Origin of the sequence: Clostridium sp. SY8519 (assembly GCF_000270305.1) — a bacterium.
Classification (GTDB): domain Bacteria; phylum Bacillota; class Clostridia; order Lachnospirales; family Lachnospiraceae; genus SY8519.
The window spans coordinates 508,386-532,638 of the sequence record NC_015737.1 but is presented as its reverse complement, the minus strand read 5'-3'; the positions used below and the strand labels follow the sequence as shown (position 1 = coordinate 532,638).

The window sequence follows — 24,253 nt, the reverse complement described above, 5'->3', positions numbered from 1 at the left end:
CTGACAGGATGACCGGATGAAAGCCGGCAGGAGCTGTCAGCCATAAGCCTGAGAAAAGGAGCAGATTTATGGATTCAGCGGAAAATACGGAAACGAACAGCATCTATGGCACACACCTTCCGCAGATGGAAGCGGTGATGCAGGAAATACTCGAAAAAATCGGGCAGTTCCGCACGGAAATGAGCAAAGAGCTGGGATCGGATCCGGTAGAGCACTGTCTTTCGCGCATCAAAAGTGAAGACAGCATGCGGGAAAAATGCAGAAGAAAGGGGCTCCCGGAGACGGAAGCTTCCGCCCTGCAGGAAATTCATGATGCCATCGGGATCCGCGTCGTTTGCGCCTTCTTAAAGGATGTCTATGACATGCGCGACCGGCTGCTTACCGTACCGGAGTATACACTGATTGAGGAAAAAGACTATATTCATCACGCCAAACCCAACGGATACCGCAGCTATCACATGATTCTGCAGGTGCGGGGGTATTATGCGGAAATTCAGCTGCGGACGATTTCCATGGATACCTGGGCGGCGCTGGAGCACCATATGAAGTACAAGAAAAAAGTGCCGGACAATGAGAAGCTGATCAGCGCGGAACTGAAGCGCTGTGCCGATGAACTGGCATCCACGGATGTATCCATGCAGACCATCCGGGATATGATTATGAATGCGGACAGCCGGTAAGGCGTGCCGGTTCGGAAAGGATACGATCAAAAGGAAACCGATATGAAACTGTTATTTGCAGAAGATACCAAAGAACTGAGCAGGGCCGTCTGTGTCGTCCTGGAGCATTCCGGTTACGAAGTGGACCCTGTCTATGACGGCGAAGAAGCGATGGAGCGGATCCGCACCAATGTCTATGACGGAGTGATTCTGGATATTATGATGCCCGGAAAAACAGGACTGGAAGTACTGACAGAGATGCGGAACGCAAACATTCTGACGCCGGTGCTCATGCTGACCGCCAAAGCGGAAATCGATGACCGGGTAGTCGGACTGGATGCCGGGGCGGATGATTATCTGACAAAGCCATTTGCCATGAAGGAACTGATCGCCCGGGTCAAATCCATGACCCGCCGCCGGGAAGAATACACACTGCGGGATATGCAGATCGCAAATCTGGAGCTGCGGGCGGACAATTTTGAAATGACAGCGCGCAATTCCGTGCGTCTGTCCATTAAGGAATTTGAACTGATGCAGACACTGATCATGAATCCGGACAGGGAGCTGGATACCGGATACCTGCTGGAACATGTGTGGGCCAATGAACCGGATGCCACGGAGGATACGGTCTGGCTTTATATTTCCTACCTGAAGGGCAAGCTGGATTCCGTCGATGCGGAACTGACGATTGCGGGCAGCAAAGGCGGCAGTTTCCAGCTGATCAGAGTTTCCTGACCGGGAGCCGCAGGGCAAGGGCGGAATTCATCAGAAAGGACGCGGTCGGAGTGTAGAAACAACGCGGCCGGAGCCGCAGGCGGACGCGGCCGGCTTCTGCGGGCGGTCAGCAGGATCAGAATGAGGAGGACCGATGAACGAGAGAACCATTCGCAAATTAAGAAAAAAATTCATAAAAATGTTCATCGTGGCAGCAATTCTGGTCATGGCTTTTATCGGAACGCTGATCAACACGACGAATGTGGTCACTTCCCGCCAGCTGATCTATTCGACCCTGAGCTATATTGCGGACAATAACGGAACACTGAAAAAAGACGCGGACGCGTATCAGGCAGAAAACAGTGATTCCGGCAGTACCGGGAATTCTTCTTCCCAGGAGTCGGATGAAGAAAAGAATGAAACACGGGTAGAAAACCGGCTCAACAGTTTTTCTTCCGAGTTTCACTATTCCGCCAGATATTTTGCCGTGATCTTTGATAAAAACGGTACGGTGCAGAAGGTAAAGACCAGCCATATTGCCAGCGTAACCGGTGAAACTGCCGAAAAATACGCAAAAAAGGTTTTGAGAAGAAAATTTTCCTATGGCAGGCACAGAGTCTACTTTTATCTGCGCCAGGTCAATGAAGAGGGCAATACGATCGTGGTATTTCTGGACTGCACTTCCCAGCTGCAGTCAGAAGCGCGCCTGATCTTTCTGACCATCCTGATCTGCGGAGCCGGCCTTCTTCTGACTTATCTTCTGCTGCTGCGGCTGTCCGATCTGATTATTCGTCCGGAACTGGAAAACATGAAACGCCAGAAACAGTTCCTGACCAATGCCAGCCATGAGCTGAAGACGCCTCTGGCTGTGATCCGCGCCAATACGGAAGTCGAGGAAATGATGAACGGCGAAAATGAGTGGACCCGTTCCACCAGGCGTCAGATCGATCGAATGGATGGCCTGATCCAGAATTTGGTGATGATTTCCCGGGCGGAAGAACAGGAAGTGGGGGAAGTGACGGATGTGAATATGACCGAGCTGGTGCGGGAAACCGTGGAACCTTTTTCCGCCCTGGCGAAACAGGATCAGAAAGAACTGGTTCTTCAGCTGGATGACGCGGTGATGTTCCGGGCAGATGCCAGCCAGGTCCGGCAGCTGACCTCTCTGCTGATTGACAATGCTATTAAATACTGTGATGACGGCGGAAAAGTGCAGGTGACTTTGCTGAACCGAAACAATATGCGAATCGGCTGGAAAAAGGATAAAAATATCCGCCTGATTATTTCAAATTCCTACGCAGAGGGAGAAAATGTGGATTTCAGCCGGTTTTTTGACCGTTTTTACCGGGAAGACCAGTCTCATAATACGGAAAAAGGCGGATACGGCATCGGGCTTTCGGTGGCGGAGAGCATTGTGCACCAGTATAAGGGAACCATTGAGGCAGAATGGAAAGAAGGAATGATTTCTTTTGTATGCAGGTTTTGAGCTAAAGATACGAAAGAACAGAAACCGAAGGAAAGATACAAAAAAACGAAAGACGAGGGAGCATACACCGCTGCATGGGTGCATGCTCCCTCGTCTTCTGGAGACCTGGAAACCGGGAAAAAGATTTAATACTGGGTGTGTTCTTCCGGGTGGAACTGAACGTTGATACCCAGATCTCCGAAGTACCGGTCAAAGTCCGCGCCGACGTAGGCAGCGCAGTCCTTCATTTCTTCCAGTGTCTTGACATCCACATCAATGCCGTTTGCTTTCCGGTCAGCAGTGGCAAGGATTTCCTTTTCGCCATGGGTGTAGATCCGTTCCTTTCCGAGGGCTTTCGGAGATTCCCTGAGCTCGGTCAGAAACTCGGACAGATGCTTTTTGATGGCTTCCGCGTCACCGAAGATCTTCGGATCGATGGCGATAAAGCAGTGGCAGGTGCCGCCGTGATTATCTACCAGATTGTGAGGCGACGTCATGCCCATGGACAGAATCGAGGTGAAGATTTCGGCAATCATGGCATATCCATAGCCTTTATGGCTTCCGGTCAGTTCTTCCGCGCCGCCCAGAGGAAGGATCCCGCCGCCGGCTTTTGCTTTGATATTGGCAAGCACATGGCCGGCATCCGTGCAGGGATGGCCGTTCTCATCCGCACCCCAGCAGTCCGGCACCGGTTTTTCCGCTTTGTTGTACATTTCAAATTTTCCGCGGGTCACTACACTGGTAGCCGCGTCAAAAAAGAAGGGATAGGGATCCGCGGGCATGGAGATGGCGATGGGATTGGTGCCTAACATGGCTTTTCTGCCAAAGGTAGGAACGACGATGGCTTCACTGTTGGTGGAACTGATGCCGATCAGTCCCTGGTCGCAGGCCATTTTCGCATAATATCCCGCAATGCCGTAATGGTTGGATTCCCGGCAGGTAACGATTCCGGTACCGGTGGTTTTTGCTTTTTGAATGGCAAGTTCCATGCAGAAGCGGCCGTTGAGCTGTCCCATGCCTTCGTGGCCGTCCACTACGGCAGATACCGGGGTTTCGAATACGATTTCCGGTTTGGCGTCTACCTTGATCATACCGCTCTGAATGCCCTTGTGATAGCGGACCAGACGCTGGGCGCCGTGGGATTCAATACCGTAGATATCTGAGAGCAGCAAAACATCTGTAATGGTGCGGCTGTCCTCTTTGGAAAATCCGAAACGGGTGAATACATCCATACAGAATGCATCCATGGTCTCTGCTTTGATTTTGACATGTGCCATGAGAAATATGCCTCCTTTTCTTTTCCTCAGATCAATCGTATACAATTTTATCATGGCACTGTAGTGAAGTAAAGCGGGGCAATGTTTTTTTCCGGATGTATTCCGAAACGGACAGGGAGCAGGCGGGAGAAGAGGAAAGGCCATGCCGGACGGGAAAAAGGAAGGATCTGTATTCTTGTAGATACAATGGAAATCATGCTATACTAACAGCATATGATCGGAAAGCCGGACGGGCAGATGCCGGCCGGCAGATAGGAGAGGCTACTATGGAGAAATTCAAGGCGGCTGTCTGCCAGATGGATACGCAGGACAGCGTCAGTGAGAATCTGGAACAGGCCGGTCTGCTGCTGGACGCGGTGTGCGCACAGGGGGTTCAGCTGGCTGTGTTTCCGGAAAATGTGAACTATATCGGTGAAAACAGCCGGGCCCATGCGGAAAGCATACCGGGAGAGACTTCGCGGTTTTTCTGTCAGGAAGCCGTCAAAAGACAGATCTGGATCCTGGCCGGCAGCCTGGCGGAACGCAGTGACAGCGGCAAACCGAAAAACACTTCGCTGCTGGTTGATCCCAGGGGAAGGATCGCGGCCCGGTACAGCAAGCTGCATCCTTTTGATGTGACGTTAAGTGACGGACTTGCCTGGAAAGAGTCCGACACCAGAACGGTGGGAGACGAGGTGGTGCTGGCAGATACCAGAGATCTCGGCTGTCTGGGGTTTTCCATCTGCTATGACCTGCGTTTTCCGGAACTGTACCGGCTGCTTGCGCTCAAAGGCGCCAAAATCATTCTGGTACCGGCCAATTTTACCAAAAACACAGGCAAGGACCACTGGGAAGTCCTGCTGCGGGCAAGAGCGATTGAGAACGGCGTCTATGTGATCGCAGCGGATCAGTGGGGGAAAAAACCGGATATGACATCCTACGGGCATTCTATGATCATTGATCCCTGGGGAAACATCCTGGCGGAAGTGGGGGAAGGGGTAGGATTTGCCGTGGCAGAGATTGATCCCGACCGGGTGGCGCGGGTGCGTGGACAGATTCCTTCTCTGAAAAACCGCAGAGAAGATATTTATCATCTGGACAGCAGCCGGATCCGGCGTTTTTAGACAGACAGATATATAGTTACATTTTTACAGCAAAGAGTAAGGAGAGGGTATGATGAAAACAGCAATTATCGAACCGCTGGGTATTCCGAAAGAACAGGTGTATGCCATTGCGGAGGAACATCTGGGAGCAGACGCAGAAGTCATTTACTATGATACCGTCACCGCGGATCCTCAGGAGCAGATTGCCCGGGCGGCAGACGCGGAAGCAGTGGTAGACACCAATATTCCGCTGACCGATGAGGCAATCCGCGGCTTTCAGAACTGTAAGCTGCTGGACATCGCATTTACCGGAGTGGATCATGTGGCGATGGATGCCTGCAGGGACCGGGGAATCATGGTCAATAACTGCGCAGGATATTCCACAGCCTGTGTATCGGATCTGGTCTTCGGCATGCTGATCTCGCTGATGCGCAACATTGCAGCCTGTGATGAGGCAGTCCGGCACGGCGGAACCAAGGACGGCCTGATCGGCCATGAACTGGAGGGAAAACGGTTCGGTATTATCGGAACCGGCGCCATCGGTACCCGCGTGGCGAAAATCGCGGACGCCTTTGGCTGTGAAGTGGTGGCCTACAGCCGTACGGTGAAAGATATTCCGTATATTACCTATATGAGTCTGGAAGAAGTCATGCGCACGTCGGATATTATTTCCCTGCACATGCCGAATAATGCGGAAACCAAAGGAATGATCAGCGCGGAGCAGATTGCCCGCATGAAGAAAAATGCCATCCTGATCAACCTGGCCAGAGGACCGGTTCTGGACAGCCAGGCACTGGCGGACGCGCTGAATCAGGACAGAATCGCAGGCGCCTGCATCGATGTCTTTGAGATGGAACCGCCGATTCCCGAAGATCATCCGCTGCTGACCGCCAAGCATACCATTGTGACGCCCCATGTCGCGTTTGCCTCAAAGGAAGCCATGGTGAAACGGGCGCACATTGTTTTTGAGAATATTGCCCGGTATCTGGCGGGAACTCCGCAGAATATCGTAAAATAAGTCAGAACACTGTGAAACTGGAAAACCATCGCGAAGCAGTCAGAAACGCGGTGAAACAAGCAGAAAGGACAGCAGAACGCAATGACAATCGCAGAAGAGAGCTTACAGCTTCATGCTGAAAAAAAAGGAAAATTCGAGATTCTTCCCCGGGTAAAGGTGGAAAATGCCAAAGACCTGAGCCTGGCTTATACGCCGGGCGTGGCCCAGCCCTGTCTGGAAATTCAGAAAGACTATAATAAATCCTTCGAACTGACCAGACGATGGAATACCTGTCTGGTAGTGACAGACGGCACGGCTATTCTCGGACTTGGAGATATCGGGCCGGAGGCAGGGATGCCGGTTATGGAAGGAAAGGCAGTACTTTTTAAAGCATTTGCCGATGTGGACGCAATTCCGCTGTGCATTCGTTCCAAGGATGTGGACGAAATCGTCCGCACCATTTACCTGATTTCCGGCAGCTTCGGCGGCATCAACCTGGAGGATATCGCGGCGCCCCGGTGCTTTGAAATCGAAGAAAAATTAAAGAAAATCTGTGACATACCGGTATTCCACGATGATCAGCACGGCACGGCGGTTGTGGTTCTGGCGGCACTGATCAACGCGCTGAAAGTAACCGGCAAAGGCAAAGAAGTAAAGATCGTTATGAACGGCGCCGGTTCCGCGGGTATTGCCATCTGCAAACTGCTGCTTCGCGACGGTTTCCGCAATATCTGCATGTGTGACCGATCCGGCATCATCTATGAGGGCCGGGATCATCTGAATCCTGCCAAAGAAGAGATCGCCCGCCTGACCAATCCGGAAAACCGGCAGGGAACACTGGCAGACGCCATGAAAGGCGCCGATGTGTTCATCGGCGTATCCGCGCCGGGCGCGGTAACTGCAGAAATGGCCGCTTCCATGAATTCGGACGCCATCGTATTCTCCATGGCCAATCCGGTGCCGGAAATTATGCCGGATGTGGCAAAAGAAGCCGGCGTGCGGGTGATCGGCACCGGCCGTTCGGATTTTGAGAATCAGATCAACAACGTGCTGGTATTTCCGGGAATCTTCCGCGGTGCCCTGGATGTGCGGGCCAGAGAGATCAATGAAGAGATGAAACTGGCAGCTGCCCGCGCGATTGCCGGTCTGATTACCGATGAGGAACGCAGTGAAACCTATATCATACCGAAGGCTTTTGACCCGCGTGTAGGAAAGGCGGTTGCAGAAGCAGTGGCTCAGGCGGCCAGGGAGAGCGGGGCAGCCCGGATTTAGAGCCGAAGGATATGCCGGTCCGGCAGTCGTGTCTGCGGGGCCGGGAGTCTTTTCTGGCGGACAGGAAGAGACAGTTGACAAAAATCCGGGATACGGTACACTGTATTTACAAAAATCAAAATATATCCGCAGATTGAGTTCTGCAGAAGCGGGAGGAACACAGGTGGCAAGAGAATTAGTCATAGTCATTGACTTTGGCGGCCAGTATAATCAGCTGGTTGCGCGCCGTGTCCGTGAGAATCATGTCTATTGCGAGATTTATTCCTATCGGACCGACATCGAAAAAATAAAACAAATGAATCCAAAGGGAATCATCCTTACCGGAGGCCCGGACAGCTGTTACGCGCCGGGAGCCGCAAGCTGTTCCAGAGAACTGTTTGAACTGGGGATCCCGGTATTGGGACTGTGCTACGGCGCGCAGCTGATGCAGCATATTTTAGGCGGCGAAGTGAAGCGTGCGGAAGCGCAGGAATACGGCAGGACCGACCTGCGGGTGGATACGTCCGCGCAGCTGTTTGCCGGCGTGCCGGAAGAGACGACCTGCTGGATGAGCCATTTTGACTATATTTCAAAGACAGCGCCCGGTTTTGAAGTGATTGCCGCTACCAAAAACTGTCCGGCAGCAGCTGTACAGGATACAGAGAGAAAACTTTACGGAATTCAGTTCCATCCGGAAGTGCTTCACACACCGGAAGGAAGCAGAATGCTTGGAAACTTTGTTTCCAGAATCTGCGGCTGCGCAGGCGACTGGCAGATCGGGTCCTTTGTGGAAACCACCATTCAGCAGATCCGGGAAAAAGTCGACAGCGGAAAGGTGCTTCTGGCATTATCCGGCGGCGTGGATTCCTCTGTGGCAGCGGTACTGATGGCAAAGGCAGTGGGCAGTCAGCTGACCTGCGTATTTGTGGACCACGGCCTGCTGCGTAAGGATGAAGGGGATCAGGTGGAATCCGTATTCGGCCCCAATGGACCCTATGACCTGAATTTCATCCGTGTCAATGCCCAGAACCGGTTTTATGAAAAACTTGCAGGCGTAACAGAACCGGAGAAAAAACGAAAGATTATCGGCGAAGAATTTATCCGCGTATTTGAAGAAGAAGCGAAAAAAATCGGCGCTGTCGACTATCTGGTACAGGGCACCATCTATCCGGATGTGGTGGAGAGCGGTCTGGGCGGAGAATCCGCTGTGATCAAATCCCATCATAATGTCGGCGGTCTGCCGGATTATGTCGATTTCAAGGAAATCATCGAGCCTTTACGAGACCTGTTTAAGGATGAAGTCCGCAGAGCCGGTCTGGAGCTTGGCCTTCCGGAATATCTGGTTTATCGTCAGCCGTTCCCGGGACCCGGACTGGGCATCCGCATCATCGGAGACGTGACGGCGGAAAAGGTGCGTATTGTGCAGGAAGCGGACGCGATTTACCGGGAAGTGGTGGATCACGCGGCAGAAAATTATGCCCGCATGCATTCCGGCCAGGAGGCGCCCTGGAAGCCGGATCAGTATTTTGCCGCGCTGACCAATATGCGTTCCGTGGGTGTCATGGGGGATGAGCGTACCTATGACTACGCGGTGGCATTGCGTGCAGTCCGTACGGTGGATTTTATGACGGCGGAGATTTCCAGAATTCCGTATGACGTGCTGGATAAAGTCATGAACCGGATCATTAATGAGGTAAAGGGAGTCAATCGGGTATTTTATGATCTGACCTCGAAGCCGCCGGGGACGATTGAATTTGAATAATCGCGTAAGCTACGAGCCATGTAAAAACGGCGGGAGCATAGATGGAAGCGAGCTTGCTCGCGGAAGAGATGCTTCTGCCGTTTTTATGCGGCGACAGCCGTGTCTTCGCCGGTCTCGAAGAGACTGGCGAAGTGGCTCGAAGCGATATGTATTTCAGGTCTTCTGTGTTTCTATACGGCATTGGATTTCTGTTTATCTATCAGGTGATCATTAGCCAGATTAATTCGTTCCCGATGAATGAAACTGCAGCAATCAATCTCTATATCTACTTTTGGCTTGACACGGATGCCAAAAAGGTTCAGGTAACAGATGTGATTTATGTTGGACGTGATCAGAGCAGGCAGCTGGAGAACATGCCACTTAAAGACTGATGACATGAATATACTATTAGGGGAAACCCTTTGGCAACAATCTCTGACATCTGGATGATTTGATACAGAAAGAGCACTGTCTGATTTACAGGAAGTAAGTCAGACAGTGCTCTTTACAATTATGTTTATTTTTAAAAATCGTGAATGCTGCTCATTCGCAGATGCTCGGATGCTTTTCGCCGCTGCATGGCTGCATTGACATGATGCTGTGAAATCGCAAAAATACAAAGTACAGATAGTTCTAATAGGATAGCAGGTATCATTACAACAAAACCTCGATGGAAGAAATTGGTGTCTGACAAGACAACGCATGAAATCGAGATGAAGAGGAAATGAAAAAGTCAGAAAAGAAGCGGGACTGATATGGCAGTGGATTTTGCGGCAGCTGCCGTTTGCTTTGTATCGATTTGAAGTTGATCGGTGTTGCAGATAGTGTTGCGAAAAACCCATAATTATGGTATAAATAAGACATGATTAATGAAAAACGGGAGGTGATTATATGCCACAGATCATTCCTATCAAAGATTTAAAGGATACAGCAAAAGTCTCCGAAATGTGCCATAAGAGTTCTGATCCTATTTTCGTAACGAAGAATGGATATGGCGATATGGTGCTGATGAGCATGGAGGTCTTCGAGGAGATGCATCAGAAGGAGCAGCTCTACCGTGAGCTGGAGATTTCCGAAAATGAGATTCGGGGCGGAAAAACCAGATCGGCCAGAGAAGCATTGTCTGATGTGAGGAAGAATTATGGCTTATAAGCTCGCTATCCCGGAACATACAGAGCACCAGATCGATAAATGCATCAGCTATATTGTAAATACTTTGAGAAATCCTTCCGCAGCGAGTGCGGTTTTAGATGACATCGAACACGCATATGACCTGCTTGAGGAAACAGCAGAGTCTTTTGCTTTCTGCAAAGATCCTTATCTGCAGTCAAAAGGATACCGGAAGCTGACATTGGAAAAGCATGATTATGTGTTCATCTACAGAGTGGATGGAGAAACAGTATATCTGGCAGGATTCTTTCATATGCTGGAAAATTACCGTACTAAGTTGTAATCTAAACAAACCGTGGAAACCCTTTGGCAACAATCTCTGACATCTGGATGATTTGATACAGAAGGAGCACTGGCTGATTTACAGGAAGTAAGTCAGTCAGTGCTTTTTACAATTATGTTTATTTTTAAAAATCGTGAATTCGTTCAGAAAAAGGAAGTCCGGCCGGATCTGTTAGCTGGAATATTGAGGAAAGCAGGCAGTTTTTCGCATATGCTTTGTGTGCCAAAAACCTCTTATCAGACGACGGCTTTATACAGTAAAGAACCAGCTTGACAAATATATTGTAATACTTTATATTGCAACCAAAGTGATACGGCGAGGAGGAAAGTATATGAATGACAATGAGCAGATGGAAAAACTTCATTTTCTGATTCAATGTCTGGAAGAGGAAATGCCGGAGTACGCGGAATACGCTCTGCCTGATGATCCTAAACAGGCATTTGATCTGTACCGTGCACTCTGCAATGTCCGTATGCCGTCCGGAGATACCGGACACACGTTGCCGGATGATTTCTATGCGGTACAGTCAGAAGTCCTGAAAAGCATTACCGGGGAAAAGGGGGTCACAGAGGCAGCGGCTCTGCCGCCTGCTGAACTGGATCAGCGGCTTTCTCTCTGGCAGGGCGATATCACGACGCTGAGGGCGGATGCAATCGTGAATGCTGCTAATTCACAGATGCTCGGATGTTTCTCACCGCTGCATGGCTGCATTGACAATATGATTCATACAATGGCAGGCGCAGAGCTGCGGGAAAAGTGCTGTCAGATCATGAGAACGCAGGGCCATGAAGAGCCGACCGGCAGAGCGAAGATTACGCCGGGATACAATCTTCCGGCGCGCTTCGTCATTCATACCGTGGGACCGATTGTGTCCGGAAGGGTCACCGGGAAGGATAAGGAACTGCTGGCCTCCTGCTATCGGTCAGTTATTTCGACAGCATCCGATCATCAACTGGAATCCGTTGCATTCTGCTGTATTTCAACCGGTGTTTTCCATTTTCCGCAGGATAAGGCGGCGGAAATCGCTGTGAGTACGGTAAGAAGCTGGCTCGATGCACATCCGGATACCACAGTACGCCGCGTTATTTTCAATGTGTTTAAAGACAGTGATCGGGATATTTACAGGAAGATATTGCTTGGCTAGACATCTGTGGAAGCGTTTCTCATTTACCAATGGGATCACAGAGACAGTAAACCACGGCTTTGATGGGACGGGCTGCAGACGCAGGGAAAATAACACGCAGGCACAGTACGATGGACAGAAGCCTTTTCTCAATGAGGAGCAGAAAAATGTTGAATACGCAGGATTACTTAAAAATACTGGTGGAGGACATCCACTCCACAGTTGTGGCGGCCATCGATCAGAACCGGTGCCTGCACTGCGGAAACTGCGTACCGGTCTGTCCTGCCGGGGCAATAGCAAAAGAGATGTAAGGAACGGTTAGGCAGAATCTGTGAGGTTCTGTCCGTTCTTTTTTTGCTCGGTCCCAAGCCGCATCTATGCAACCAATTCATACAGCTCCTGTTATCTGCAGTTGGTTGATCAGAAGGCAACTGAACCTTACATTATTCATAGAAATTCATTTTCGGGTTCATTTATCGGGAGGTGACTATGAATATTGCAGAGCTGCGGAATGTTTGCAAAGCCTATCCGGCATTCCGGCTGAAGAATGTATCCTTTCTGCTGGAAGCCGGTAAGATCACAGGCTTTATCGGGCGCAACGGTGCCGGAAAAACGACTACAATCAAGTCTATGCTGAATCTGATCCATACGGACAGCGGGGAAATTTCGTATTTTGGGATACCGCTCGCGGGGCATGAGGCAGAGATTAAGCAGCGGATCGGTTATTCGACCGGCGCGGTCAGCTGGTATCCGAGAAAGACGATCCGGGAAATTGTCAGTGTTACGAAAATGTTCTACCAGAACTGGGAAGAAGAAGCATATCGGAAATACAGGGCGCTCTTCGCGATTGATGAAAACAAGAAGCCGATGGAGCTGTCAGATGGAATGAAGGTGAAATTTAATCTGCTGCTGGCGCTTTCCCACGGTGCGGAGGTGCTGATCCTTGATGAACCCACCAGCGGACTGGATCCTTTCTCAAGGGATGAGATTATAACGTTGTTTAAGACATTGAAAGAACACGGTGTCACGATTCTGTTTTCGACACATATCACATCCGATCTGGAACGGTGCGCGGACAACATTATTTACATCAGGCATGGAGAAATTCAGGAAAACCTTCCGAAGGAAGCGTTTCTCAGGAAATGCGGAAAACCGGAGGAATCTCTGGAAGAGGTCTTTTTGAGAATGGAGAGGGAGGCGCTGCCATGAATGCACTGCTGAAAAAGGAAATGCGCCTCAGTGCGCTCGTTCTGACCTATCTGTTTATTGGGTTCGGGGTTATGACAATGCTGCCGGGCTATCCGATTCTCTGCGGCGTGTTCTTTCTTACTCTGGGGATATATCGGAGTTTTCAGAACGCCAGAGAAGCGAACGATATCGTTTATTCAGCGCTGCTGCCGGTATCGAAACGTGATGTTGTGAAGGGAAAATATCAGTTTGTAATTTTGATCGAGTTTGGCGGATTTGTGCTGATGGCACTCCTGACGGCACTGCGCATGACACTCCTGAAGGATGCAGCTGTATACAGGGAGAATGCTTTGATGAATGCGAATCCGTTTTTCCTTGGGGCTGCATTATTTGTTTTCGGATTGTTTAACGCGATCTTTCTCGGCGGATTTTTCAGAACCGCCTACCAGCTTGGAAAGCCGTTTGTCATTTATATCGCTGTGGCTTTTCTGTCCATTGGAGCAGCGGAGGCGCTGCATCACGTTCCGGGAATGGAAGCGCTGAATGCCTTCGGTTTTGAGCATATCGTGCTGCAGATTTTTCTGCTTCTTGGCGGAGTCATACTTTATATCCTTCTGACCGGTGTTTCATACAGAAAAGCGTGTGTTGATTTTGAAATGATTGATTTATAAGAGGTGGCATTATGCTGAAAGATAATCTGGTGATGCTCAGAAAACTGAAGGGCTATTCACAGGAGCAGATTGCGGAGAAGATCGGTATTTCCCGGCAGGCTTACGCAAAATGGGAAAATGGGATGACGGTCCCGGATATTGAGAAGGCGGCGCTGCTGGCGCATGTCTATGGGATAACGCTTGACAGTCTCACAAAATCAGAGAATGTAGATGGCGTTGGCATACTCCCCCCTGCCCCGAAGGGTAAGAATATCTGGGGTGTTGCTGTATTGGGCGACCGTGGTCAGATTGTAATTCCAAAGGCTGCGCGCGATCATCTGGGATTAAAGAGCGGAGACCGATTGATCGTAGGAAGTGACGAAGTCGGCATTGCGCTGCTGCCGGCGGATTATGTTGAAAGTATGATGCAGGAACTTGAGGATATGATTGCCGGGAATGTTTCCTGAATGGCTGTATCAGTCAGCTGTTTTGCATACGGACAGCGTACATCTGTCTGATTGCCTGGACAATTGAGTTTTCAAGATGTGAAGCCCATTTTTGTTATGGGAAGTTTTAGTAAATTAGATTCATATAACACCAGGATGTGCAGCCGTGTCTGATAATCATCTAGATTGAAATCTCCCATTTGGGAGATTTTTTATACGGTAAACCAGAGTGTTTTGAGGAAGGGCGAATTGGTCAAAGTAGTAAGCGACACCTGCTTCTTGCTGGCAGTGGGCTTTGATGACAGAGACTTGATCATAACTTCTTTTGATAAAGGAACAATCCGTAAATGGTCTGCTGACAGATACATATTATAGTTTCTGATTTTTTGCAACTCGGCAGATCTGATCCATGACATATGTGTTACATGTAACCACCCTCCATCGTTACAACGTAATTATATCACTTCAATAGGCTTTCAAAGCGACATTAATTCTATCCTATGTATACATGCTGATTTAGATCTTTTCGAAACCCTTAGGTAGTTCGGCTTTTTATCCTCGCCGTTTTTTGTGCAATATTACATATCTGCAAACTTTATAAATGATTGAGTGTATAGCAGGTATACACAATAAAATGTATATACAATCGGGAGAGAAAAGCAGAAAAGATTTGATTATTAAAGGGGTTAGCGATGGATAGCAGACAATTGGAAATTTTTATAACGTCAGCACAGTATTTGAATTTTACGAAAGCATCCAAGCACCTGAATATGGTTCCGTCCAATGTAAGTCACAGCATATCTATGTTGGAACGGGAATTGAATACGAAATTGTTTACGAGAAAGAATAACAAGTTATCACTAACGGAGTCAGGGAAAAATTTTTTGAATGATGCAATTCGTATCAATACAATTATGAATAATGCGATTCATAATTGTGGATCGGAAGTAAATGCACCGAAGGATATGCTGACCATGGGAGTAGTATTCCCGGAATTTATGTATAATATCAGTGATCAAATGAGAGTATATTTTGAAGAAAATGTGAATGTGGATCTTCATTGCCTGCAGTTTGATTCTATCAAACTGGTGAATATGCTGTCGGAGTGTAAGATTGATGTCGCACTGGCAAGACAGGAGATGTTCAGTGCGGATCCGGAAGTGGAATGGAGAAGTTTGTATAAAGATCCGTTTTATCTTGTAACGCACAGGAGCAATCCATTGGCAAATGAAAAGAAAATCACAGTTCCGATGCTGAAGAATGAGACGATCATTATGATGAATCGACAGTATAATCCGGGAATGTATGATATGATTCAGCATCTGTTTCTGTCGAATAAGATCATTCCGAAAGTATATGATTATTGCAACAGCCATCTGACTTCTCTGCTCCTGGCAAGTTTTATGAAGGGGAGTGTAATTATTCCAAAACAGAACATCTGTCATTTGAAACTATATGACGGGTTGGTATGTCGTAAGATTGATAATCCGTGTGCTTATCATGAGATTGGGGTTGCATGGAATAAGAAGAATATGACACCGGTTCTGGATGGATTCTTAAGAGCGTTGAATATTGAAATATAAAAGGGTACTTTAATCAGTATTAGAATGATCTTCTGAAAAAGTCATTTGCAGTCGTGATTCAACTGCAAATGGCTTATTTTTTTGTGCAAAACGGAAAAAAAACAACTGTAAAAGATAGGAAGACCAACAATATGCTTGATAGGGGGCGCAATATAATTCAATGTACTGATTGTCAACCAAATGATAAAATGTTTATAAATTAATACAACGAAAAACAATAATAACAGGAACGAATCCTGTCAGGAGGTGAAAGTGAAGAAAGGGAGATAGTTCCTGGATTAAACTAGTTTAAAGGAGGGCAAGAGTTTATGATACCTATTTTAATTGCGGTAGTATATTTCGGATTTTTCAGTATTCTGTTCGGTATTCGATCCAGAAAACAGAAAGCGAAAGAAGCCGCTAACAGAACAACAGCTGAAGAAAAAGAATTCTTCACAGCTTCCGGTCAGCTTGGCTGGTTTGCAGTAATGTGCTCCTTTGTATTAGCGCCCCTTGGCGGCGGTCATACAACATCACTGTATGAACAGCAGGCAACCATGGGCGTGGCAGTGGCATGGTGGGGCATTCTTGCCGGCGGTGTATTCGTGCCGGTATTTCTGTTATGGTTTGGTCCTATGTTCAGAAAACTGAAAGTTGCTACTTTCCCCCAGGCGCTTGGTAAAGTCTTCGGACCTAAGATCAAAATCTTCAATTCATCTGTAGCACCGGCTGCATGGCTCGGTATTACAATGTCTGAGTTACTTGGCACATCCACAGCAATCTACGCACTGGCAGGCGGTCGTGTTCCTTATGCGCCATGGTGTATCCTGATCGCAGCAGTTCTGATGCTGGTATACATTTTATTAGGTGGTATGTTACAGGCATCTATGATGAACATCATCAACGCGATCATGCTGATAGTAGGTTCTTACGTAGCAGTAGTATTCGTTGGCAAAAACATCAACGGAGGTTTCGCAGGAGTTGCAGCAAAATATGCGGCACAGGGGATGGTTGGTCACACCAATCTGTTCCATATTACACCGGAAATCATTATGAACGTAGCGCTGCCGGTAGTTATTCTTCATGTACTTTCTGTTGCTTCCGAACACGCAATGTATCAGCCAATGCTGGCAGCAAAAAACAACAAAGCGATCCGTAAAGGTGCCTTCATCGGTGGTATGTTCAATACAGCAGCAGCTTTACCATGGGTTATCCTTGGTATCTGCGGTTCCTCAATCGCAGCAATAGCTAAGCAGCCTGCAATCCTTTCCGTACCAGGTCTGGCACTGAAAATCATGCCGCAGGCTCTGATTGGTGTTCTAATGGTAGCCCTGATGTGTGCTTTGTTATCCACAGGTTCCGGTATGATTCTGGCAATCTCCCATGTAGTATCTGATGACGTTATAGGACCTTTAGTAAACAAGAAGCCTGGTGATAAAGGATACACTGCTATGTCACGTATCATCATTGTCATTGTAACACTGGCAGCTGTAATTCCGGCTATGAAAGTAGATTCCCTTATGGTTCTCTTTTTCTGGTGCTTCGCATTAAGTATGCCAATCTTCGTAAACTACCTGATCGGTATGGTTTGGAAAATTAATGTAAAAGTAGCATGGATTAACCTGATTATTTCTACAGCTGTTAACTTCTGGTGGACATTTGCCTGTCCTGACTGGGCCGGATTATTCACACTTCCATTCTGGCCGGTTTGCTTTGTAACAGTAGGCCTCGGTATTGTGCTTAACTTTATCGTTCCGGGTGAAGACGGCCTTCTGAAACAGGTAAAAAACGGCAAGCAGTTATAAGGAGGCGGAATTATGAGTTGGGTGGCAATATTGATCATAGGTGCACTGGCTATTTCAGCAGGGTTAAACGGTTTGGTTCATTTGATTTTCAAATTAACAGGCGGACATCTGGATAGTGGTGACGAGGAGGAATAGTATGGGTTCAGTACCAGTATTTGTAGCGGTATATCTGATCGCAGTTATGGCAGTTTTAATGATTCTTTCCATTTTGGCTTATAGGAAAAAAATAGAGCGCGGAGAGATCGACGAATAAATATGAATGAGTAAGACTGATACTGCCTGGGCTTTGTAAAAGCTCAGGCAGTGTAATTACCGGGAGGCAGACATGAAGATTAAAGCAGCAGTAATTGAAAATAAAGGCGATGAATTTAAAATCTGTGACATGGAATTACTGGGGCCACAGCCTGGAGAAGTTCTTGTAAAAGTAGCAGCCTGCGGTGTATGCCATACAGATGATGTGGCGAGAAATCAGTTAATTCCTGTTCCGCTTCCTGCAGTATTCGGACATGAAGGGTGTGGCACGATCATTGAAGTCGGTGAAGGTGTTACCAGTTATAAAGCAGGCGATCGCGTCGCATTCTCCTACGGTTCCTGCGGAACCTGCGAAGCCTGCAGCACAGGAAGACCCTACGGATGTAAAGAAAACAGAAGACTGAACTTCTCAGGTGTTCAGTTTGATAACACAAAACGTCTGATCAAGGATGATACATTTGTTTCCTCTTTCTTCGGACAGGGTGCATTTGCAACACATGCAGTTGTACATGTAAATAATCTGGTTCCTGTAGCCGATGATATCGATCTTAAGATGGTCTCTCCTATGGGATGCGGTATCCAGACAGGCGCAGGTGCAGTATTAAATTATCTGAAACCTTCAGCAGACAGCTCTATCATTATCACGGGATGCGGTCCTGTAGGCTTAAGTGCAGTTATGGCAGCGAAGATTGCCGGATGTACAACAATCATTGCCTGTGACGTAGTTCCTTCCAGACTGGACTTAGCTATGGAATTAGGCGCAACACATACCATTAACTCAAGAGAAGTGGAAAGTGTTCCGGATGCAGTCAAAGAACTGACCGGTGGACTCGGATCCAATTACGCCATCGACTGTACCGGAATCGGACCTTGTGTACGGCAGAGTCTGCAATGTACACGTTCTCTTGGCATCTGTGTGGTATTAGGCGCAACACAGGAGCTTACAATTAATGTAGAAGAAGATCTGATGGGTGTTGGAAAAACGCTGGTTGGATTAGTAGAAGGCTGCTCCATTCCGAAGATTTTCATTCCTCAGTTATTGGATTATTACCGGAAAGGGATGTTTCCCTTTGACCGCCTGATCAGATATTACTCATTTGATGAGATTAATCAGGCATTTGAAGATACCAAGAAGGGGACTGTATTAAAAGCAGTACTATGTATGGAATAGGAATAGAAAGTTATCAGGAGGATAGGAAATATGGGCAATGTTTCCAGAAAATCACTTGTAATTAATGGGGTATTTCGACATGTAGTATATGACGGATCCAAAGACAGTCTGGCTCAGGTGCTGAGACGTTTCGGACTAACAGGTACAAAGATTGGCTGCGATAAAGGTATTTGCGGTGCTTGTTCCGTTATCATGAACGGTAAACTGGTCCGATCCTGTAATATAAAAATGACCAAGGTGCCGGAATTTTCTGAAATCCTTACTATAGAAGGTATCGGTACACCGGATAATCTCCATCCGCTTCAGCTGGCATGGATTACTCACGGAGGAGCACAGTGCGGATTCTGTACCCCTGGATTCATCGTTTCATCTTATGCATTACTTAGCGAAAATCCCTCTCCCACAAGAGAAGAGGTCAGAGATTGGTTTGAGAAAAACCATAATGTATGTCGCTGTACCGGTTATGTACAATTAGTGGATGCGGTTATGGATGCCGCTGCAGTTATGCGCGGTGAGAAAACAATGGACGATATCACATGGAAACTGGAGGAAGGAGAGGAATACTACGGAAGTAATATGCCGCGTCCATCAGCAATCGCCAAAGTATGCGGCTTGACTGATTTTGGTGATGATATTGCAATGAAGATGCCTGGTACCGTAGCATTTCTGGCACCTGTAATGGCAGGAATTCCACATGCGAAAATATTAAGTATAGACACAACGGAAGCACTGGCTGTCCCTGGCGTAATCAAAGTATTAACGGCAGCTGACGTTAAGGGATCGAATGATATTTCTTTCCCTGCGGTAGTACCTCGTCAGAAAGGTCAGGGTTCACCTAAATTTCCTTTGATCTGCGACGAGGTGGTTAACCGTCGAGGTGACGTAGTAGCCATCGTGGCAGCGGTTTCCCAGGAGATCGCGAGAGAAGCAGCTAAGAAAGTAAGAGTAGAGTGGGAGATTCTCCCATCGTATATGTCCATTCTGGAATCTTTCCAGCCGGATGCATTACAGCTTCATAAGAATGTTCCGAATCAGTATTTATACGCTCCGTTGTATAAAGGTGAAGATACCGAGGAAATCTTTGAAGATGCACCAATTGTAGTAGAGGGGAGCTGGCACACTCAGCATCAGCCTCACATGACTATCGAGCCGGATGTATTCCAGGGTTACTGGGATGAAGACGGAATGCTGACCATTATGAGTAAGACACATGATCTGTACGGATGCCGTGACGAGCTGGCACCGGCAATCGGTCTGGATCCTGAGATGATTCGTATGATCGACAACCCGGCAGGCGGATGTTTCGGTTATTCTACCATCTCCAGTATCTTCGCTCTGGCAGGTGTAGCGGTTATGGCACTGAATATGCCGGTTTCCATGACTCTTACTTACGAAGAGCATATGCATATGACAGGTAAACGTTCCGCAACATACTGTAATGGTCGTCTGGCATGTGATGAAGACGGTATGATCCAGGGAGTAGAGTTTGATGTAGCTATGGATCACGGTGCTTATGCGGGAACATCTTCCATCGCATTCGGCAACCTGATCTCTGTACCGTTCCAAGGATACAATATTCCTAATGTTAAGGCACTGGGGCGAGCAGGAACATCCAACCATGCATTCACCTGTGCATATCGAGGATTTGGAGGACCGCAGATTTATACCACATCCGAAGCACTGACTGATATGGCAGCAGAGCAGGCAGGTATCGATCCTTGGGAGTTCCGTATGAAGAACGCAGCTCATCCGGGCGATCTGACCATCAACAGCAGACCATACTTATCCTACACATTTCCGCAGCTGCTGAATCTGATCAAACCTCATTACGATGAGTTCAAAGCTATTGCAGACGCAGCGAAAAAAGAAGGCCGTCATGTAGGTGTCGGAGTATCTATGGGAGGATTTAACGTAGGCAAAGGATTCATCGATCACTGCGAAGATGATCTCGAATTATGTGCAAACGGATATATCAACGTATACAACACCTGGCAGGATCTTGGGCAGGGTGCAGATATCGGTACTCTGACTCATGTATTAAAATGCTTAGAGCCATTGCATATCACACCGGATAAGGTTCGCCAGGTAGTTAATGATACCAAACTTGCTCCGGATTCAGGTCTGTCAGCAGCCAGTCGTTCTCATTTCATGAACGGACGTGCACTGATTGATGCAGCAGAAAAGCTGCTGAATGCAATGCGCAAAGAAGATGGAACCTATCGTACTTATGAAGAGATGATTGCAGAGAGTATTCCAACCAGATATCGCGGTCATGTCGATGAGGCAGGGAAAGGATATGATCCTGCTCAGGATCCGAATACCGGTGAAGGAAACCGCTTTGCAGCTTATACCTATGGCGCATTCTGCAGTCTGGTAGAAGTAGATGTTAACACAGGTAAAACTACTGTACTGAAATACGCAGGTGCTGTAGACTGTGGTAAGATCGGCAACAAACTATCTGTCGACGGACAGGCATATGGCGGTATCTCTCATGGTATCGGTTTCGCATTAAGTGAAGATTATGATGCTTCTGATCGAGCAAATAATATTGCATACTGTGGTGTCCCGACCTGTAAGGTTATTCCGGATGATATCCGTATCGAGTATTACGAAGACAATCCACGACCTCAGGGACCACACGGTTCCAGCGGATGTTCCGAAGTATTCCAGGCTTGTACTCATATGCCGATTATCAATGCGATCAACAATGCTTGCGGTGTTAGAATCTATGACCTGCCGGCAACACCTGCAAAAGTAAAAGCAGCATGGGAAAAATTACAGAATGGTGAAGATCTGACTCCTCCAAAATACTATTTCGGCTCTGAATTTGAAGACGAATTAGAGTACATCAGAGAAAATCCAATTTAGGCTTATAGAACTGCCCCAATCATTGAAGGCGGCTGCCCAAACGGTAATCATTATGTGTATACAGTTATTGAGCAGCCGGCTTCGCTGTCAGGGTAAGGAGAATATAAATTTATGGAACGAGAAGTAGTATTTGACTATGTGAAAGACTGCATGAACGGGGAACCGGCCACGTGTATGGTGTCCTGTCCGTTTCAACTGGATATTAAGGGGTTTTTAAAGAAAGCAGAGAAGGGACGCTTTCCAGCAGCAAAGCAGGAGTTGTACAAGGCACTTCCGTTTCCGGGAGTGATCAATGAGATCTGCCCTGCACCCTGTGAAAAGGCCTGCCAGCGTAAGACCGTTCTCGGTGAAGAGAGTGTGTCTGTAAAACTTCTGGAAAAAACCTGTCTGAGTGCGAAAGATAAGAAGACAAGAAAGAGCTATCAGCTTCCACCGTTAGATACCGGATGTGCCGTCATCGGAGCCGGTCCGGCAGGACTTGCATGTGCGTTGTATCTGAGCCGCAAACGTTACAAGGTAACTGTGTTTGAGAAAACGGATAACTGGGGCGGATCGCTGAGCGGTCATGAGAAGTTTCATATGTTTGAGATGGAGTTCATGAAGCAGTTTGAGGAAGCAGATGTGGACTTTCGATTTGGAGAAAAAGTTAATGATCTGAGCTTTGCAGCGGAATATGATCTTATATTTATTGCCACTGGAAAAAACGGGGATTCGTTTGGACTATTGGAAACCTGTGACAGAACGCTCGGTACTACGAAAGAAGAAAAAGTATTCCTTGGAGGAGAACTTCTTGGATTAAGTATGATCGAAGGAATTGCACATACCAAGTTGGTGTCAAAAGCAATGGAATCCTATCTGCAGAGCGGCAATCCGGAATATGCTTTAGTCGGATATGAGAAACCTGACTGTAGCAAAAATGTGCCGCATGTGGGAGTTGAGCCAACGGTTCGCGTGGAGCCTTCGGGAGATGTTTACACTGAAGAGGAAGCAAAGGCGGAAGCCGGAAGATGTATGCAGTGTGACTGTGACGAATGTATCAAAGACTGCCGTATGTTAGAAAAATTCAAGAAGAAACCGCCGCGTATTGCCATTGATGTGGCACAGGATGGAATGACACGAAATTCGGTAAGCTCTGCCTGCATCACACGACAGACCTGGAGCTGCAATCAGTGTGGACACTGCGCAGAAGTATGTCCGGAAGATGTGAAGATTGGTGAACTCTTTGAATTGTCCAGAGCAGACCGGGTCAGCAAAGGATTGTTTCCGCCGGCTTTCCATGGTTACTGGCTGGAAGAGATGCGTCAGAATACAGAAGAAGCAAGTCTGGTAAAAGGATTTATGGACACCGGAACCTGTGACTGTATGTTTTTCCCGGGTTGTCGTCTGGGTGGAGTGAATCCGGATTATGTTATCAGATCCTATGAAGCACTTCTGAAAGACGGAAAGAAAACAGGTATTATGCTTGGATGCTGCGGAATCCCTGCTCTTTGGGCGGGAGAAACGGATATTTTTGAACGGCATATCCGTCAGATCCGTATTCAGTGGGAGGGGCTGGGACAGCCGGTATTGATCTATGCATGTGCGAGCTGTCTGAGAACATTTGCCAGATTTTTACCGGAAATTCCTGTAATTTCCTTATATGAACTGCTGCCAGAGAGATACCGCGGTGGCCGTGTCGAAGAAGAACAGATGTATTCCGTATTCGATCCGTGTGCAGCTTACGGAAGAAACGAGTTAAAAGCAGCGGTTCGTACGTTGGCAGAATCGGAAGGTGTCAAAATGGATGATTATGACAATGAAGGGCGATGCTGTGGTTTTGGCGGTCATATTCAGCTGGCCAATCCGGATTTCTACGATGAAATAGCAGAAATCCGCTGTCAAGAATCGGAAAATCCGTACCTGGTTTACTGTGTGAACTGTAAGGAAGTCTTTGAGACCCATGGCAAGAACACTCGTCATATATTGGATTTTTATTTCGGCCTCGACAATACAAAAGTAAATACACTGGAAGAAAAGCGACAGAATAATATTGCAGTGAAACAGATATTACTGGAACGCTACTGGAAAGAAAGCTTTGCACCGGTGAGAGAAACCTGGGATGAATTAAAACTGGAAATTCCGGCAGAGGTTCAGAGAGATATGGAACAAAATCTGATTTCTGAAAGAGAGGTTAAGAAGACGATCAAAGTCAATGAGGATGAACAGGCAGGCTTTGAAAATGAGCTGGGAGAAGTGATCTGCCGCATGGTAACCCCCTATCTGACTATCTGGGTGAAATACAGAAAAGAAGCGGACCTATACGTTCTTCAGGAAGTTTACTGTCATCGTATGCATATCAGAGAGGACGGGTGATAATGAGTAAATCACATATCTGGAAGTGTCGCAGCTGCGGAGAGACCCTGACGGATCAGAAAGTAGTCTTTGACTACCTGTCTCTGAATTTCAGTGAGACATTGAAGCGCTGCCCGAAATGTGGGCGGGTGTTGATTGAAAAAGAACTTGCCAACGGTAAAATGATTGAAGTAGAGACACAGTTGGAAGAGAAATAG

The 24,253-nt window shown here is 47.6% G+C and carries 23 protein-coding genes; 22 read left to right on the top strand and 1 reads right to left on the bottom strand.

Annotated features, from left to right (window positions below; genetic code table 11):
- The first annotated feature begins 68 nt into the window (after positions 1-68).
- From CXIVA_RS02550 to CXIVA_RS02540, 3 genes are all read left to right on the top strand, one after another.
- Positions 69-680 carry a GTP pyrophosphokinase gene (locus CXIVA_RS02550; RefSeq protein ID WP_013976457.1) on the top strand — a complete coding sequence of 204 codons (612 nt, stop codon included), beginning with the start codon at positions 69-71 and terminating at the stop codon, positions 678-680.
- Positions 681-722: 42 nt separating this feature from the next.
- Complete coding sequence (locus CXIVA_RS02545) at positions 723-1,394, top strand: response regulator transcription factor (RefSeq protein WP_013976456.1); 672 nt, start codon at positions 723-725, stop codon at positions 1,392-1,394.
- Between the two features lie 133 nt (positions 1,395-1,527).
- A complete protein-coding gene (locus tag CXIVA_RS02540; protein ID WP_013976455.1) occupies positions 1,528-2,859 on the top strand; it encodes a HAMP domain-containing sensor histidine kinase in 1,332 nt (443 codons plus the stop codon).
- Positions 2,860-2,984: 125 nt separating this feature from the next.
- Here the strand turns inward: CXIVA_RS02540 and CXIVA_RS02535 are convergent, their stop codons facing one another.
- The gene (locus CXIVA_RS02535) at positions 2,985-4,115 is read right to left on the bottom strand and encodes an Ldh family oxidoreductase (protein WP_013976454.1); all 1,131 of its coding nucleotides are present in this window, start codon (positions 4,113-4,115) and stop codon (positions 2,985-2,987) included.
- Positions 4,116-4,381: 266 nt separating this feature from the next.
- Between CXIVA_RS02535 and CXIVA_RS02530 the strand changes: the two genes are divergently transcribed.
- The 19 genes from CXIVA_RS02530 to CXIVA_RS02450 all read left to right on the top strand — a co-directional run bounded on the left by CXIVA_RS02530 (position 4,382) and on the right by CXIVA_RS02450 (position 24,253).
- Positions 4,382-5,218 carry a carbon-nitrogen hydrolase family protein gene (locus CXIVA_RS02530; protein WP_013976453.1) on the top strand — a complete coding sequence of 279 codons (837 nt, stop codon included), beginning with the start codon at positions 4,382-4,384 and terminating at the stop codon, positions 5,216-5,218.
- 52 nt (positions 5,219-5,270) lie between these two features.
- Entirely contained in the window at positions 5,271-6,215 is a 945-nt protein-coding gene (locus CXIVA_RS02525; RefSeq protein WP_041727563.1) for an NAD(P)-dependent oxidoreductase, read from the top strand.
- An 81-nt stretch (positions 6,216-6,296) separates the two neighbouring features.
- Entirely contained in the window at positions 6,297-7,466 is a 1,170-nt protein-coding gene (locus tag CXIVA_RS02520) for a malic enzyme-like NAD(P)-binding protein (protein WP_013976451.1), read from the top strand.
- 163 nt (positions 7,467-7,629) lie between these two features.
- Positions 7,630-9,207, top strand: coding sequence for a glutamine-hydrolyzing GMP synthase (guaA, locus tag CXIVA_RS02515; RefSeq protein ID WP_013976450.1), 1,578 nt, complete (start codon positions 7,630-7,632; stop codon positions 9,205-9,207).
- 41 nt (positions 9,208-9,248) lie between these two features.
- Positions 9,249-9,578 carry a hypothetical protein gene (locus tag CXIVA_RS02510; protein ID WP_013976449.1) on the top strand — a complete coding sequence of 110 codons (330 nt, stop codon included), beginning with the start codon at positions 9,249-9,251 and terminating at the stop codon, positions 9,576-9,578.
- 499 nt (positions 9,579-10,077) lie between these two features.
- Positions 10,078-10,338, top strand: a complete 261-nt coding sequence (locus CXIVA_RS02505; RefSeq protein ID WP_013976448.1) for a type II toxin-antitoxin system Phd/YefM family antitoxin — start codon at positions 10,078-10,080, stop codon at positions 10,336-10,338.
- Positions 10,328-10,639 (top strand): type II toxin-antitoxin system RelE/ParE family toxin, encoded by a 312-nt coding sequence (locus CXIVA_RS02500; RefSeq protein WP_013976447.1) that lies wholly within the window; start codon positions 10,328-10,330, stop codon positions 10,637-10,639. The genes CXIVA_RS02505 and CXIVA_RS02500 overlap by 11 nt, the downstream gene beginning before the upstream one ends.
- Before the next feature lie 331 nt (positions 10,640-10,970).
- The gene (locus tag CXIVA_RS02495; protein WP_013976445.1) at positions 10,971-11,783 is read left to right on the top strand and encodes a protein-ADP-ribose hydrolase; all 813 of its coding nucleotides are present in this window, start codon (positions 10,971-10,973) and stop codon (positions 11,781-11,783) included.
- Positions 11,784-11,929: 146 nt separating this feature from the next.
- Positions 11,930-12,073 (top strand): 4Fe-4S binding protein, encoded by a 144-nt coding sequence (locus CXIVA_RS14080; RefSeq protein ID WP_013976444.1) that lies wholly within the window; start codon positions 11,930-11,932, stop codon positions 12,071-12,073.
- A 178-nt stretch (positions 12,074-12,251) separates the two neighbouring features.
- Positions 12,252-12,971, top strand: coding sequence for an ABC transporter ATP-binding protein (locus CXIVA_RS02490; protein WP_013976443.1), 720 nt, complete (start codon positions 12,252-12,254; stop codon positions 12,969-12,971).
- Entirely contained in the window at positions 12,968-13,621 is a 654-nt protein-coding gene (locus CXIVA_RS02485) for an ABC-2 transporter permease (protein WP_013976442.1), read from the top strand. The genes CXIVA_RS02490 and CXIVA_RS02485 overlap by 4 nt, the downstream gene beginning before the upstream one ends.
- Before the next feature lie 11 nt (positions 13,622-13,632).
- A complete protein-coding gene (locus tag CXIVA_RS02480) occupies positions 13,633-14,067 on the top strand; it encodes a helix-turn-helix domain-containing protein (protein ID WP_013976441.1) in 435 nt (144 codons plus the stop codon).
- 863 nt (positions 14,068-14,930) lie between these two features.
- Entirely contained in the window at positions 14,931-15,629 is a 699-nt protein-coding gene (locus tag CXIVA_RS02475; RefSeq protein WP_041727561.1) for a LysR family substrate-binding domain-containing protein, read from the top strand.
- Positions 15,630-15,937: 308 nt separating this feature from the next.
- Positions 15,938-17,413, top strand: a complete 1,476-nt coding sequence (locus CXIVA_RS02470) for a Na+/proline, Na+/panthothenate symporter (protein WP_013976439.1) — start codon at positions 15,938-15,940, stop codon at positions 17,411-17,413.
- Between the two features lie 12 nt (positions 17,414-17,425).
- Positions 17,426-17,548: a hypothetical protein gene (locus CXIVA_RS14445; protein WP_013976438.1), complete on the top strand. Its 123-nt coding sequence runs from the start codon at positions 17,426-17,428 to the stop codon at positions 17,546-17,548.
- A gap of 190 nt (positions 17,549-17,738) precedes the next feature.
- Positions 17,739-18,836, top strand: coding sequence for an NAD(P)-dependent alcohol dehydrogenase (locus CXIVA_RS02465; protein ID WP_013976437.1), 1,098 nt, complete (start codon positions 17,739-17,741; stop codon positions 18,834-18,836).
- Between the two features lie 30 nt (positions 18,837-18,866).
- Entirely contained in the window at positions 18,867-21,704 is a 2,838-nt protein-coding gene (locus tag CXIVA_RS02460; protein ID WP_013976436.1) for a molybdopterin cofactor-binding domain-containing protein, read from the top strand.
- Positions 21,705-21,815: 111 nt separating this feature from the next.
- On the top strand, positions 21,816-24,056 hold the full coding sequence (locus tag CXIVA_RS02455) for a pyridine nucleotide-disulfide oxidoreductase/dicluster-binding protein (protein ID WP_013976435.1): 2,241 nt from the start codon (positions 21,816-21,818) through the stop codon (positions 24,054-24,056).
- Between the two features lie 2 nt (positions 24,057-24,058).
- A complete protein-coding gene (locus tag CXIVA_RS02450; protein ID WP_013976434.1) occupies positions 24,059-24,253 on the top strand; it encodes a DVU_1557 family redox protein in 195 nt (64 codons plus the stop codon).

Excerpts from the sequence above, each read along its gene's own strand:
- CXIVA_RS02550 (WP_013976457.1), top strand. The coding sequence starts at position 69 with ATGGATTCAGCGGAAAATACGGAAACGAACAGCATCTATGGCACACAC.
- CXIVA_RS02545 (WP_013976456.1), top strand. The coding sequence starts at position 723 with ATGAAACTGTTATTTGCAGAAGATACCAAAGAACTGAGCAGGGCCGTC.
- CXIVA_RS02540 (WP_013976455.1), top strand. The coding sequence starts at position 1,528 with ATGAACGAGAGAACCATTCGCAAATTAAGAAAAAAATTCATAAAAATG.
- CXIVA_RS02535 (WP_013976454.1), bottom strand. The coding sequence starts at position 4,115 with ATGGCACATGTCAAAATCAAAGCAGAGACCATGGATGCATTCTGTATG.
- CXIVA_RS02530 (WP_013976453.1), top strand. The coding sequence starts at position 4,382 with ATGGAGAAATTCAAGGCGGCTGTCTGCCAGATGGATACGCAGGACAGC.
- CXIVA_RS02525 (WP_041727563.1), top strand. The coding sequence starts at position 5,271 with ATGAAAACAGCAATTATCGAACCGCTGGGTATTCCGAAAGAACAGGTG.
- CXIVA_RS02520 (WP_013976451.1), top strand. The coding sequence starts at position 6,297 with ATGACAATCGCAGAAGAGAGCTTACAGCTTCATGCTGAAAAAAAAGGA.
- CXIVA_RS02510 (WP_013976449.1), top strand. The coding sequence starts at position 9,249 with ATGGAAGCGAGCTTGCTCGCGGAAGAGATGCTTCTGCCGTTTTTATGC.
- CXIVA_RS02505 (WP_013976448.1), top strand. The coding sequence starts at position 10,078 with ATGCCACAGATCATTCCTATCAAAGATTTAAAGGATACAGCAAAAGTC.
- CXIVA_RS02500 (WP_013976447.1), top strand. The coding sequence starts at position 10,328 with ATGGCTTATAAGCTCGCTATCCCGGAACATACAGAGCACCAGATCGAT.
- CXIVA_RS02495 (WP_013976445.1), top strand. The coding sequence starts at position 10,971 with ATGAATGACAATGAGCAGATGGAAAAACTTCATTTTCTGATTCAATGT.
- CXIVA_RS14080 (WP_013976444.1), top strand. The coding sequence starts at position 11,930 with ATGTTGAATACGCAGGATTACTTAAAAATACTGGTGGAGGACATCCAC.
- CXIVA_RS02490 (WP_013976443.1), top strand. The coding sequence starts at position 12,252 with ATGAATATTGCAGAGCTGCGGAATGTTTGCAAAGCCTATCCGGCATTC.
- CXIVA_RS02485 (WP_013976442.1), top strand. The coding sequence starts at position 12,968 with ATGAATGCACTGCTGAAAAAGGAAATGCGCCTCAGTGCGCTCGTTCTG.
- CXIVA_RS02480 (WP_013976441.1), top strand. The coding sequence starts at position 13,633 with ATGCTGAAAGATAATCTGGTGATGCTCAGAAAACTGAAGGGCTATTCA.
- CXIVA_RS02470 (WP_013976439.1), top strand. The coding sequence starts at position 15,938 with ATGATACCTATTTTAATTGCGGTAGTATATTTCGGATTTTTCAGTATT.
- CXIVA_RS14445 (WP_013976438.1), top strand. The coding sequence starts at position 17,426 with ATGAGTTGGGTGGCAATATTGATCATAGGTGCACTGGCTATTTCAGCA.
- CXIVA_RS02465 (WP_013976437.1), top strand. The coding sequence starts at position 17,739 with ATGAAGATTAAAGCAGCAGTAATTGAAAATAAAGGCGATGAATTTAAA.
- CXIVA_RS02460 (WP_013976436.1), top strand. The coding sequence starts at position 18,867 with ATGGGCAATGTTTCCAGAAAATCACTTGTAATTAATGGGGTATTTCGA.
- CXIVA_RS02455 (WP_013976435.1), top strand. The coding sequence starts at position 21,816 with ATGGAACGAGAAGTAGTATTTGACTATGTGAAAGACTGCATGAACGGG.
- CXIVA_RS02450 (WP_013976434.1), top strand. The coding sequence starts at position 24,059 with ATGAGTAAATCACATATCTGGAAGTGTCGCAGCTGCGGAGAGACCCTG.